The organism is Acinetobacter sp. TG2027 (genome assembly GCF_000302435.1).
GTDB lineage: Bacteria > Pseudomonadota > Gammaproteobacteria > Pseudomonadales > Moraxellaceae > Acinetobacter > Acinetobacter pittii.
The window spans coordinates 23742-36654 of record NZ_AMJN01000031.1 but is presented as its reverse complement, the minus strand read 5'-3'; the positions used below and the strand labels follow the sequence as shown (position 1 = coordinate 36654).

Annotated in this window: 9 protein-coding genes and 1 pseudogene; 6 read left to right on the top strand and 4 right to left on the bottom strand. The window is 38.6% G+C overall.

Annotation, left to right across the window (positions count from 1 at the left end):
* The first annotated feature begins 458 nt into the window (after positions 1-458).
* The 6 genes from B806_RS0106470 (at position 459) to blp2 (ending at position 8833) form a co-directional block, all read left to right on the top strand.
* Positions 459-1490, top strand: coding sequence for a substrate-binding domain-containing protein (locus tag B806_RS0106470; RefSeq protein WP_005073265.1), 1032 nt, complete (start codon positions 459-461; stop codon positions 1488-1490).
* A 99-nt stretch (positions 1491-1589) separates the two neighbouring features.
* A complete protein-coding gene (gene pstC / locus B806_RS0106465) occupies positions 1590-2969 on the top strand; it encodes a phosphate ABC transporter permease subunit PstC (RefSeq protein ID WP_002119004.1) in 1380 nt (459 codons plus the stop codon).
* Positions 2966-4363 carry a phosphate ABC transporter permease PstA gene (pstA, locus tag B806_RS0106460; protein ID WP_005073268.1) on the top strand — a complete coding sequence of 466 codons (1398 nt, stop codon included), beginning with the start codon at positions 2966-2968 and terminating at the stop codon, positions 4361-4363. Before pstC ends, pstA begins: the two co-directional genes overlap by 4 nt.
* Positions 4364-4376: 13 nt before the next feature.
* Positions 4377-5279: a phosphate ABC transporter ATP-binding protein PstB gene (gene pstB / locus B806_RS0106455; protein WP_005067963.1), complete on the top strand. Its 903-nt coding sequence runs from the start codon at positions 4377-4379 to the stop codon at positions 5277-5279.
* A gap of 148 nt (positions 5280-5427) precedes the next feature.
* Positions 5428-6390: a protease SohB gene (gene sohB / locus B806_RS0106450; protein WP_017387271.1), complete on the top strand. Its 963-nt coding sequence runs from the start codon at positions 5428-5430 to the stop codon at positions 6388-6390.
* Positions 6391-6643: 253 nt separating this feature from the next.
* Positions 6644-8833, top strand: coding sequence for an Ig-like repeat protein Blp2 (blp2, locus tag B806_RS0106445; RefSeq protein WP_017387270.1), 2190 nt, complete (start codon positions 6644-6646; stop codon positions 8831-8833).
* A 38-nt stretch (positions 8834-8871) separates the two neighbouring features.
* Here blp2 and B806_RS0106440 read toward each other — a convergent pair.
* The 4 genes and pseudogenes from B806_RS0106440 to mnmA all read right to left on the bottom strand — a co-directional run bounded on the left by B806_RS0106440 (position 8872) and on the right by mnmA (position 12913).
* A pseudogene (locus B806_RS0106440) lies at positions 8872-9511 on the bottom strand (DUF2238 domain-containing protein).
* A 79-nt stretch (positions 9512-9590) separates the two neighbouring features.
* The gene (gene purB, locus B806_RS0106435; protein ID WP_017387268.1) at positions 9591-10979 is read right to left on the bottom strand and encodes an adenylosuccinate lyase; all 1389 of its coding nucleotides are present in this window, start codon (positions 10977-10979) and stop codon (positions 9591-9593) included.
* Positions 10980-11034: 55 nt separating this feature from the next.
* Positions 11035-11766 (bottom strand): high frequency lysogenization protein HflD, encoded by a 732-nt coding sequence (hflD, locus tag B806_RS0106430; RefSeq protein WP_016140362.1) that lies wholly within the window; start codon positions 11764-11766, stop codon positions 11035-11037.
* A gap of 13 nt (positions 11767-11779) precedes the next feature.
* Entirely contained in the window at positions 11780-12913 is a 1134-nt protein-coding gene (gene mnmA, locus B806_RS0106425) for a tRNA 2-thiouridine(34) synthase MnmA (RefSeq protein WP_005073282.1), read from the bottom strand.

The window sequence follows — 12913 nt, the reverse complement described above, 5'->3', positions numbered from 1 at the left end:
TATTGCGGTTATCAGCCTTAGGGTCGGTAACCCTTTATCTTTTGTCATATTATTTTCATGTTACAAAGAAATTGTTTTTTTCTAGAAATTTTTAATAATAATTTTAATGACAGAAAATATTTAAATAATAAAATTAATAAATCAGTAAATTACCGTTTTTTAATATATTTATAATACCTTTTGTTTTTATATTTTATAAAAAATAAAAATTTAATATTTTTAGTTAATGTCATAATATAGATTGATAGAGAGGGTTAAATAATCTCTGTATTTAAAATAACTAATTGATAGTACATAAAAAATATTAATGTGACAGTTAACAATATCGAAATCATTAAAGCGTCATCATACTGTAACTTAATTGTCATATTTTCTATTCACAATGCAGCTATCGAAGAGCGTACAAGCACTCAACAAAAAGTGACGTACAACCTATTGCATTAATGAGAGAGAACAGAATGCGCTTAAATCCACGTCAAATCGCAATTGCGTTAGCAGTAACTGGGGCAGCTGTAACAACGACTGCAAATGCAGCTCGTGATACGATTCAAATTGCTGGTTCTTCAACTGTATTACCGTTTGCCAGCGTTGTAGCTGAAGAGTTTGGTAATACTTTCCCTCAATTTAAAACTCCTGTAGTTGGTTCTGGCGGTTCTTCTGCTGGTTTGAAACAATTCTGTCAAGGTGTTGGCGATAACACGATCGACGTTGCTAACTCTTCTCGTAAAATTAAAAGCACTGAAATCGAAGCTTGTAACAAAGCTGGTGTAAAACAAATTCAAGAAATCAAAATCGGTTACGACGGTATTGTATTCGCGTCTAACTCAAACAAAGCAGCTTATAAATTAAAACCTTACCACGTGTTTGCTGCTTTAGCTGCACAGTTACCTTCAAAAGGTAAATTGGTTCCAAACCCATATACAAACTGGAATCAAATTGATAAAACACTTCCAAATGAACCGATTACTCTTGTAATCCCTGCATCTAACCACGGTACTCGTGAAGTTTTCCAAGAGAAAATGGTTGAAGCTGGTTGTGAAGCATATGAATACTTCAAGAGCTTAGATAAAGATGCTCAGAAGAAAGCATGTTCTACTTTCCGTAAAGATGGCCGTGTAATTGAAATCGCTGGTGACTATACAGAAACATTAGCGCGCTTAAAGACTTCTCCAAGTGCAGTAGGCGTGTTTGGTTTAAGTTTCTATGACATGAACCGTGACAAGTTACGTGTAGCAACAGTAAACAACGTTGTTCCATCTGAGAAGACAGTATTGAATGGTACATACCCTGTATCTCGCCCATTGTACTTCTACGTGAAAGGCGAACACTTAAAATCAGTTAAAGGCTTACCGCAATATGTAGAATATTTCGTAAGCAAGAAAGCAACTGGTAAAGGTTCTAAAGCTGAACGTGATGGTTTAATCGCGATGTCTGATGCTGAACGTGCAAAAGTTTTGGCTGACTTTAAAGCAGGTAAAACTGTTAAATAAGTTAGTTTGAATGAAGGCTGGTGATCTTAAGAGTTCATCAGCCTTTTTGTCTAACTTGTTTTTCCAAATTATGACAATTGAGAAAACAGTGGAGAGTACATGAATCTGCTACTTATCGGTGTGTTGTTAGCCCTCGTGGCAATTGCATATCAACTTGGGCTGAGAAAGAGCCGTAACATAGCAGGTAAGGGAAGCAACTCGGCGACGTTACATTCTCGTCCTGGTTATTATGGCGCACTGGTTGGTCTTTGGTGCGGTATCCCTGCTTTTTTAATTTTGATCATTTGGAACTTAGTTGAACCAAGTATTTTAAATCATATTATTTTTAATAATATTCCGGCGTCTGTAAGTGCTTCTCTTGATGAAGCGGGTAGAAGTGTATTGGTTGATCGTGTTCAATCAATTGCTTCAGGTTTTGGGGTGAGCGATAAACCGGCAGCCTACGAATTAGCTGCTGCTCAACAGTTTGCAAAATTTCAAACCATTGGCTCTTTTGCCAAATTTGCTGTTGTAATTTGTGCTGCTTTATTGGGGTTGGTTTGGGCAAAGAAAAAAATCAGCCAACAATATCGTGCTCGTAACCAAGTTGAACGTGCCATTAATGTTGGTTTGATTTTATGTTCTGGTGTTGCGATTTTGACAACCATCGGTATCGTAATGTCGATGTTTGGCGAAGCAATGCACTTCTTCCGTTTTGTTAGTCCAATGGACTTTTTCTTTGGTACAGAATGGAATCCGGGCTTTAGTACTTCTGGTAATGCTGAAGGCAGTTATGGTTTATTACCCTTGCTATGGGGTACGCTCATGGTCAGTGGTATCGCTCTACTCGTTGCTGTACCAGTTGGGTTAATGATCGCAATTTATTTAGCTGAATATGCTTCACCATGGTTCCGCTCATGGGCAAAACCGACAATTGAAGTCTTAGCTGGTATTCCAACAATTGTTTATGGTGTATTTGCCATGATGATTATTGGACCATTCTTTAAAGCAGCGGGTGCATATGTTGGTTTAGAGATTAATGCGACGAGTGCTTTAACTGCTGGCTTTGTAATGGGAATTATGATTATCCCGTTTGTGTCATCTTTGTCAGATGACATTATTACTCAAGTCCCGCGTGCACTACGTGACGGTTCTTTAGGACTTGGTGCGACTAAGTCTGAAACAATTCGTCAAGTCGTATTACCGGCAGCTTTACCGGGTATTACAGGCGCTTTCTTATTGGCAGTCTCTCGCGCTGTTGGGGAAACCATGATTGTGGTTTTAGCAGCAGGGAATAGTCCACTTTTACACGCAAATCCATTTGAAGCTGTTTCGACAGTGACAGTAACTATTGTAAAACAGTTGACTGGAGATACAGACTTCTCAAGTCCACAAGCATTGGTTGCATTCGCGCTAGGTTTAACACTATTTGTTATTACCTTGGGATTAAATATTGTAGCACTGTACATTGTGCGTAAATACCGTGAGCAATACGAATGAGTACATCAAATACATCGTCTCCTATGGATCAGAACGTATTTGATCCGAAAACTGCTGCCGAAACACGTGAACGACGTAAACAGGTTATTGAAAAATCTTTGGCTAAACGTCATCGCAAAGAAAAAGCTTTCCGTTTTGCGGGTTTCTCGGCAGTCATTATTGGTCTTGCATTCGTTGCTCTCTTGTTCGGTAGTATTTTGGCAAAAGGTTTACCTGCTTTTTGGCAAACCAGTATGAATGTTCCAATTTACTTTGACCCTAAAGTGATTGATGCAGGGCCAGTACCTGTACGTACTCAAGGTGAAACACCTGCACATTACCAAGAACGTTATGTTGATTGGCAAACTAAAATGGGTATGGTCGATTGGGATGGCATTATTGTAAATGGAATGATTGCTAAAGATCCTGCACTTGCATCACAACGTGACTACCTAAGCAGCTTGTATGCAAGCTCGGAAGCTTATCGTCTTCGTGATATGGTTTTTGCAGATCCATCACTCATTGGTAAAAAAGAAAACATTACCTTCTTAGGTGATGCGAACGTCGATGTTTGGTTAAAAGGTAATATTGATCGTTCATTACCAGATGATCAGCAACAACTCGATCCAGAAGTGCGTAAGCTCGCAGATGAATTAAAGGCGAAAGGTGTTCTTGAAAGTACATTTAACTTGAACTTATTTAAGAATCCTGACTCACGTAGTTCTCCAGCAATTAGTGGTCTTGCAGGTGCATTCATGGGTTCATTATTCATGATGCTGATTGTGATCATCATTGCGATCCCAATTGGTGTTGCCAGCGCAATCTATCTCGAAGAGTTTGCTCCAAAAAATGTTCTTACCGACATAATTGAAGTTAACATCAATAACCTTGCTGCTGTTCCTTCAATTGTATTTGGTCTACTTGGTGCTGCGATTTTCATTGGCTGGATGCATTTGCCTTTATCAGCTCCGTTGGTGGGTGGTTTGGTTTTAAGCTTAATGACACTGCCAACAGTGATTATTACCACGCGTGCTTCATTAAAAGCAGTGCCACCTTCTATTCGACAAGCGGCACTTGGTTTGGGAGCTTCTAAGTTCCAAACGATTTTCCATCACGTTTTACCGTTGGCATTACCAGGCATTATGACAGGTGCAATTATTGGTGTTGCACATGCGCTTGGTGAAACCGCACCTTTACTTTTAATTGGAATGAGTGCATTCGTTGCAAGTATTCCAGCAACTCCATTTGATCAAGCAACTGCTTTACCTGTACAGGTTTATTTATGGCAGGGTAATGAGTTGCGTAACTTCTTCGAAGGCCGTACTGCTGCTGCGATTATCGTACTACTTGCATTAATGATTGGTTTAAACAGTCTTGCAATTTGGTTACGTAAAAAGTTCGAAGTGCGTTGGTAATAGAGGATAAATCATGAATACTATTGATATTACGAATTCCTTAGAAAAGGATAAGTTAGTGAATACTGAACAATCTCAATTTACAGATAAATCGCTGAATCATGGCACCTCGTATGTTTCTCATTTTGAACCACATACTTCAAAAAAGCAGAACTCAAACGAAATCAAAATTAGTGCACAAGATGCCCATGTTTACTATGGTGATTTTGAAGCTATCAAAGGTATTGACCTAGATATTTACCAAAATGAAGTGATCGCATTTATTGGTCCTTCAGGTTGTGGTAAATCAACGTTTCTTCGTACGTTAAACCGTATGAACGATACGATTGATGGTTGCCGCGTAACAGGTAAAATTACCCTCGATAACCACAATATTTATGACCCAAATCTAGACGTTGTATTATTGCGTGCTCAGGTTGGTATGGTGTTCCAAAAGCCAAACCCATTCCCTAAATCTATTTTTGACAACGTGGCTTATGGGCCTAAACTTCACGGTTTAGCGCGTGATAAATATGACCTTGAAGAAATTGTTGAAAATAGCTTACGTAAAGCTGGTTTGTGGGATGAGGTTAAAGACCGTTTGAACCAGCCAGGTACAGGTTTATCAGGTGGTCAGCAACAACGTTTATGTATTGCACGTACCATTGCTGTTAGTCCTGAAGTGATTTTAATGGATGAGCCGTGTTCTGCACTCGATCCAATTGCAACAGCAAAAGTAGAAGAACTTATTTCTGAATTGTCGAATCAATACACAATTGTGATTGTGACTCACTCAATGCAACAAGCGGCACGTGTTTCTGATCGTACTGCTTATTTCCATTTAGGTGATTTAATTGAAGTCAACTCAACTGAAAAAGTCTTTACTCAACCTGACCATCAGTTAACGGAAGCGTATATTACTGGTCGCTTCGGTTGATTAATAAACAATAAAAGAAAAAGAGCCATGTGCTCTTTTTTTTATTTTATAAATGAAAATGACTCTATTTTGCAAAATCGCTATTGAATTTTAATCAAAAGGACCACATCTTAAGGCTATAAAGATAAACTTATGAGCTTAGAATTTTATGTTATTCCATTTGCCTAAACTCCCTGCGGAAATACGTGTCAGCCATTTAAATGCACGTGTCAATGAACAGAGAAAAAAAATTGCGCAAACTACGGCAAGCCGTTTAGAACTTTTACAATTAGCTCAACAACTTGCTAAAGAAGCTAAAATTCGCCGTAAAAATAATCAGAAAATTTTTGTTTTAGATTTCAAAGGTGATATTCAAGCTTCGGCAGTTGAAAACTTGCGTGAAGAAATTACCCTGATTTTAGCAACTGCTAAAGCTGGACGTGACCGTATTGTAGTTCGTCTTGAAAGCCCAGGTGGTATGGTGCATGGTTATGGTCTAGCAGCAGCTCAGTTGGTGCGTTTACGCGATGCAGGTTTTCATTTAACAATTTGTGTTGATAAAGTCGCTGCAAGTGGTGGCTATATGATGGCATGTATTGCAAATGAAATTATTGCAGCACCGTTTGCTATTGTGGGTTCAATTGGCGTGGTTGCTCAAGTTCCAAACTTTAATCGTCTTTTAAAAGAACACAATGTGGATTTTGAGCTTTACACAGCAGGGCAGTATAAGCGTACAGTCACCATGTTTGGTGAAAATACGCCTGAAGGTAAAGCGAAGTTCGAAGAAGAACTGCAACAAACTCATGTCTTATTTAAGCACTTTGTAGAAAAATATCGCCCACAGCTTAATGTCGATAAAGTGGCGACAGGTGAACATTGGTATGGTGAAGATGCTCTAGATCTGAACCTTGTTGATAAATTACAAACATCTGATGAGTATTTATTAGCTTTATTGCCACAACATGATGTGTATGTCATTAATACACGTAAGAAAGCGACTTTAGGTGAAAAGCTGGGTTTACAAGCAGCGCAAATGGCAGATAGTTTGATACCTACTGTAATCAGCAAAGTCATGGAAAGCCTTGCAAAAGCGAACACGACGCTTGTACAGGTACGTGATCCAAAACTATAAGTTTATCTAATTCAAATGTTATAAAAGACCAGCTTAAATGCTGGTTTTTTTATAAAGTTAATATTCAAAAATGTCTTATTAAATAGGTTTAGATTTTTAATGGAAAGTAAAAAATAAATGTTGATAAATATAATTTTTGAATTGTGATAAACACATGGTTTTGATATTTTAAACAGCAATAAAATAGCTTTTAAATGAAATATTTAAAAAGTTAGACATTTAAAAATATAACTGAAATTTAGGACAGGAAATAATGACAAGAATAATTGTAGCATCCAAAGAGGGTTTGGACGTTCTGCAAGATGGTCAGCTCAATAAGGTAGTGTTAAGTAAACCTTCTATTATTCAAATTGGCGTAAGTCAAAAAGATATAGCATCGGTGGAAAAACAAGGTGGAAGTCTAGTCGTCCATTTAAAAAATGGAGAGACTATTGTCTTAGAAAATTTCTTTAATGAAGCAACGAATACAACAGAACATTCACTTGTTCTTCCGACTGAACATGGAAAATTTGTTGAAGCACAATTTGATGCTCAGGGCAAGGTAATCGACTATACAGGTTTAAACCATGTCACAGATTTAGCCTATACCAGCACGAGCCAACCAGCCTCAACAATGGCGGTTGATGATTCGCCAACTTTTTCGATGGGTAACGTGCTAAAAGCAGGTTTAGCGGTTTTAGCCGCTGAAGGTTTATATCTTTGGGCTTTTGATAATGATGACAAAGATGATTCTTCAGGACCTGTAGATATCTTAGCTCCTGCTGCACCGACTGCTACTGTTGCGGATGATACCGTTACGGTTACTGGTAAAGCAGAAGCAAATGCAAAAATTTATATTAAAGATGCTGCTGGTAATACGGTCGCAACGGGAGTTGCAGATGCAAGTGGAAATTTTACAATTAAACTCGATAAGCCTTTAGCAAATGGAAATAAATTAAATGTTTTAGCTGAGGATGCTGCTGGTAATATTTCTAAACCAGGTGTTGTGACTGGTAGTAAAGACACAATTGCTCCAGATGCTCCCCAAACTCAGCTGAGTGATGATGGCTCATTGGTAACTGGTAAAACTGAAGCAAATGCAAAAATCACTGTTTATGATGCTAGTGGTAATGTACTAGGCACTGTAACTGCGAATAAAGATGGTATTTTTTCTTTAAAACTTACTCCTCCATTGACGAGTGACGCGGGTGGAAAAGTTATAGCTGAAGATGCAGCGGGTAATAAATCTGAACCAACTAAAATTATTGCCGGAAAGGATACTTTCGCTCCAGATGTTCCTTTAGTTGAAGTCAATAAAGAAGGTACCACGGTTGAAGGACAAACTGAGCCTAATGCAAAAGTTCAGATAAAAGATGCTGATGGTAAAGTGATTGGTACGGGTACCGCAAATGCTCAAGGCGAATTTCAGATTACGCTTTCTCCAGCATTAAAAGAGTCACAAAAGGCAACAGTTGTTGTTGAAGATGCAGCAGGTAATACCTCTAAACCTTTAGAAGTTTCTCCAAGTTATGACTCTATTGCACCTGATAAACCTGTTGCTCAAATTAATGCTGATGGCACAACCGTAACAGGTACAACCGAAGCAAATGCAAAAGTTGAAATTAAAGATACGACAGGTAAGGTCATTGGTACGGGAACGGCAGATGCAAATGGAAAATTTACAATTACGATTTCGCCTGCTTTAACTGATAACAAACATGCTTCAGTTTCGGCTATTGATAGTGCAGGAAATAAATCTGAGGTTCTTGATATTATTGGTACTAAGGACACAACACCCCCTGCAAAACCTGTTTTAAACAGTGTGGATGATGATGTTGGTGCTCTAAAAGGTGCGATTACTGCTGGTTCAGAAACTGACGATGCAAGACCAAAGCTCACAGGTTCAGGTGAGGCAAATGCAACTTTAACCATTTATGATAATGGTGTTGCTATTGGGATTGTAAATGTAAGTAGTAGTCGATCATGGAGCTTTACGCTTGATAAAGACTTAGCAATTGGTAAACATACGATTACTTTAACTCAAACAGATGCAGCAGGCCTTACAAGTGAAGTGAGTTCACCATTTACGTTTTATGTGGTCGCTCCAAAGGTTACAAGTTTAAGTGAGGTAGCTGTTGATACTGCTCATACAGAAACTGTATCTGTTGCTGATAGTGTTGGGTTAAATACATTAAAGTTAGTACAAAGCACAACAAATGAAACGGATAGCCAGCAGCAGAAATCTGTGCCAATAGATGATTTGTTAAAAAGCTCTACGTCTAGTGAACCAGACCCAATTGAAACTCTTTTGTCTTCAGCGGCATTAAAGCCTACTCAGGTAAATGACCAGAGTGATATAACTACGAACGCTAGTAATATCACTGCCAATCTTGAGCATGTTTTACCTGATACGACTTCTTCGGTTTTACAAAGCCTTTTAGAACAAACCTATCCTGTTGTCTAAAGTGATCTTAAAAAAGCGCTCATTGAGCGCTTTTTTATTTATGAGTTATTTGTTTTAGATGGAAGCATCAGTGCAAGAAGTCCATAGAAAATTGCCCCAATAGTTGCTAACAGCATATCTTTATGGGCATCCCACATATCGCCTTGTTGCCCATTATAATTTTCGGCTTCTTCGGGAGATAATCCAATAGCAATTGCCCATTCAATAAGTTCATATAAAACACTTGATGCCATTACAAATTGAACTACTAATAAAAAAAGACTGAATGGCTTTACTGATGGTAACCACACTTGAAACACGCGATAAGTAAGAGGGTAGAGAAAAATACCATAGGCAAGATGAACCAAACGATCATACATATTACGGGACCAACCCATGTATTGATCTAAATTAAAATTGAATACCTGTTGTATCCAATCATTGTATGGAACGTATGAATAAAGGTAATGTGCGCCAACAATATGGATGAGCAAAAACAGCAGATAGAAAGTAAAACTTAAAAAATCGAGTCCAATCTTCTTAAAAAATAACAAAGAGCAAAATCAACATAAACACTGTGCCAGCTTGATGAAGTAAATAGGCTTCAAATTCAAGAGGCTGAATAGCTGAAATGACAATCGCAATCAAAAGCAAGCCAAGAGCAATATAGTGTTTAAGTTTGAATTGTTTTTCGATCATTTTATGAAGTCTTTATTGTGATTTATATGAGTGTAATAAAAAAGCGAAGCCTAAGCTCCGCTTTTTGTAAACTTTTTAATTAGATTTTGCTAATTAAATCGTTAATTTGTTTCGCTTGTTCGGCTGCATTACCTGTGTAAGTTGCAGGTGTAAGTTCAGCTAAACGCGCACGTTCTTCGCTTGGTACTTGAGCGAGTTCATCACCATTTACGAAATTAACCATCATGTCACGAGTCATTGCTTGACCACGAGTTAATGCTTTTAATTTTTCGTATGGTTTTTCAATGTTGTAGCGACGCATTACAGTTTGAATTGGTTCAGCTAAAACTTCTTGAGCTTGGTCTAAATCTTCATTTAAACGGTTTGCATTTAACTCAAGTTTACCAACACCTTTTAAGCACGCATCGAAAGCAATTAAGCTTTGTGCAAAACCAACACCCATATTACGTAATACAGTTGAGTCAGTTAAATCACGCTGCCAGCGTGAAATTGGTAATTTTTCACCTAAGTGAGCCAATACTGCATTTGCAATACCTAAGTTACCTTCAGAGTTTTCAAAGTCAATTGGGTTAACTTTGTGTGGCATTGTTGATGAACCAACTTCGCCTTCTTTCAATTTTTGTTTGAAATAACCTAAAGAGATGTAACCCCATACGTCGCGGTTAAAGTCGATTAAAATCGTATTGAAACGACGTAACGCATCAAACAACTCTGCCATGTAGTCATGTGGTTCGATTTGAGTTGTATAAGGGTTGAATGTTAAACCTAAAGATTCAACAAAAGCTTGTGCGTGAGCAGCCCAATCAACATCTGGATAAGCAGAAAGGTGAGCATTGTAGTTACCTACAGCACCATTGATTTTGCCAAGTAACTCAACGTTTTCAAATTGTTTGATTTGACGAGCTAAACGGTATGCCACGTTCGCCATTTCTTTACCCAAAGTTGTTGGGCTAGCAGTTTGACCGTGTGTACGAGACAACATTGGTTGTTCAGCGTGAGTCGTTGCCAAAGCAGAGATCGCATTAAGGATTTGCTTCATGCTTGATACTAAAACTTCACGACCATTTTTAAGCATAAGCGCGTGAGACAAGTTGTTGATGTCTTCAGAAGTACATGCAAAGTGAATGAATTCACCCGCATTTTGTAATTCAGCGATACCAGCAATTTTCTCTTTTAAGAAATACTCAACTGCTTTAACGTCATGGTTAGTCGTACGTTCAATCTCTTTAATACGATTTGCATCTTCTTCAGAGAAGTTGCTAACAATTGCATCTAAAGCTGCATTTGTTTCGTTTGAAAAAGGTGCAACTTCAACAATTTCCGGACGGTTAGAAAGTGCTTGTAACCAACGCACTTCTACAGTGACACGAGCATGGATTAAACCAAACTCAGAAAGAAAAGGGCGTAGCGCATCACATTTGCTGGCATAACGTCCATCTAATGGTGATAGTGCGGTTAAAGCGTTCATAACGATTCCTTAATGTTGGAATAAACATAAAACTAAAAAAATCTCGTTTATAGTCTTAAATGACTTGGTACTGTAAACGAGCAAGTGCTTGAATATCCTGTAGCAATTTACGTTTGCTAAAAATCATGTTCCACGAACTACCGCCGAGTTGTCGCCATAAATGGGCCATTTGCAAGCCAGTAAACAGACAAGCACGGATGCGGTTAGTATGATTGGTATCTTTAAATGCTTCTGCATTACCACGAACTAAAATGCGTGGGTTAATCTGGCCAGCCGTATCAACATAAGTTTGCGCCAAATTGGCTAAAATGCTTGGGTGTAAGTAGTTATTATCAAAAAAAGACAGCTGTTTTAAAATTTTCTGCTGAGCTTTTTCAATGATTGCGACATATTCAGGATTGCTATAAACCTTTTTTTCTAGCTGTAAGAGCGACATCGCATAGGACATTGGCAATTTGGCCGTGCCCATTTTTGGAAGGCGAGACTTAGGCATGTTTGAAAAAGGTTGAGTAATACAATTTTCGAGTGTTTTAAGCCCTAAAGAAATATCTGCCAACTGATTAAAAAAATCTAAGGTTTGAACACCATTGTTGGCTGTAGGGCGTATATTTAAACTTGCTTTGATTAATAGTTCAAAATAGAAGTTACCACTTTCACCAATACTTTGCTGACCCGTCATGGCTGTCATATGGGTGAGCTGAGTGGCCTGAAATACCCCAGCCAAGGCAAGGGCACGGTTTTGGCGAACATTCAAGGCTTGTGATTGTTGAAATGGTAACTCCACCATGCCATTCATTCCCTTAAATAAAATTTGGTGTAGGGGCATTTGTATGGTGAATGACACCCCCGCCTAAGCAAACTTCATCTGAATAAAATACAACGCTTTGACCCGGTGTAACAGCACGCTGAGGTTCATCGAACTCAACGCGAACACCGTGTTCAGTGTTTTCATCAATAAAAATTGTACATGCCTGATCAGGTTGGCGATAACGCGTTTTAGCTGTACAGCGTAATCCTTCAACTGGAATATTTTGTTCACCAGCTACCCAGTCAATTGACTCACTCCACAGTTGAGTACTTTGCATGAGTGGATGTTCATGTCCCTGACCAACAACGAGGCGATTATTGGCCAGATCTTTATGTAGTACGAACCATGCACCTTCAGCTGCACCTTTCAAACCACCTAGACCAATTCCGCCACGTTGACCGAGCGTATAGTACATCAGACCGTGATGTTCACCAACTTCTTTACCTGTATCAAGTACAATTTTCCCAGGCTGAGCGGGTAAATATTGTTTAAGGAAGTCATTAAAACGACGTTCCCCAATAAAACAGATTCCTGTTGAGTCCTTTTTCTTGGCTGTAGCAAGATCAAGTTCTTCAGCAATTCTGCGAACTTCAGGTTTTTCGATTTCGCCTACTGGAAATAATGTTTTATTAATTTCTCTACCATGAACAGCGTGCAAGAAATAGGTTTGGTCTTTATTGTTATCTACACCACGTAATAATGGTGCGTATGCTTCGCCTTTAGAGTTATATGCGGTTTCACCACGGCGTGCATAATGACCAGTCGCAATAAAGTCTGCACCTAAAGTCATAGCATGATCTAAAAATGCGCGGAATTTAATTTCTTTATTACATAAAATATCTGGATTTGGCGTACGACCAGCCGCATATTCAGCTAGGAAAAGTTCAAACACTCGATCCCAATATTCCATCGCAAAGTTTGCTGTATGCAGCTTAATACCGATTTTATCAGCTACTGCTTGGGCATCAGCTAAGTCTTCCATTGCCGTACAGTATTCCGTGCCGTCGTCTTCCTCCCAGTTCTTCATGAAAAGACCTTCAACTTGATAACCCTGTTGAAGTAAAAGTGCTGCAGAAACAGAAGAGTCTACACCACCAGACATACCGACGATGACACGTTGTTGCAT

Bases quoted from the DNA above. Each gene is read 5' to 3' on its own strand.
- B806_RS0106470 (WP_005073265.1), top strand. From the start codon at position 459: ATGCGCTTAAATCCACGTCAAATCGCAATTGCGTTAGCAGTAACTGGG.
- hflD (WP_016140362.1), bottom strand. From the start codon at position 11,766: ATGGTGGAGTTACCATTTCAACAATCACAAGCCTTGAATGTTCGCCAA.
- mnmA (WP_005073282.1), bottom strand. From the start codon at position 12,913: ATGCAACAACGTGTCATCGTCGGTATGTCTGGTGGTGTAGACTCTTCT.
- pstC (WP_002119004.1), top strand. From the start codon at position 1,590: ATGAATCTGCTACTTATCGGTGTGTTGTTAGCCCTCGTGGCAATTGCA.
- pstA (WP_005073268.1), top strand. From the start codon at position 2,966: ATGAGTACATCAAATACATCGTCTCCTATGGATCAGAACGTATTTGAT.
- sohB (WP_017387271.1), top strand. From the start codon at position 5,428: ATGTTATTCCATTTGCCTAAACTCCCTGCGGAAATACGTGTCAGCCAT.
- blp2 (WP_017387270.1), top strand. From the start codon at position 6,644: ATGACAAGAATAATTGTAGCATCCAAAGAGGGTTTGGACGTTCTGCAA.
- pstB (WP_005067963.1), top strand. From the start codon at position 4,377: ATGAATACTATTGATATTACGAATTCCTTAGAAAAGGATAAGTTAGTG.
- purB (WP_017387268.1), bottom strand. From the start codon at position 10,979: ATGAACGCTTTAACCGCACTATCACCATTAGATGGACGTTATGCCAGC.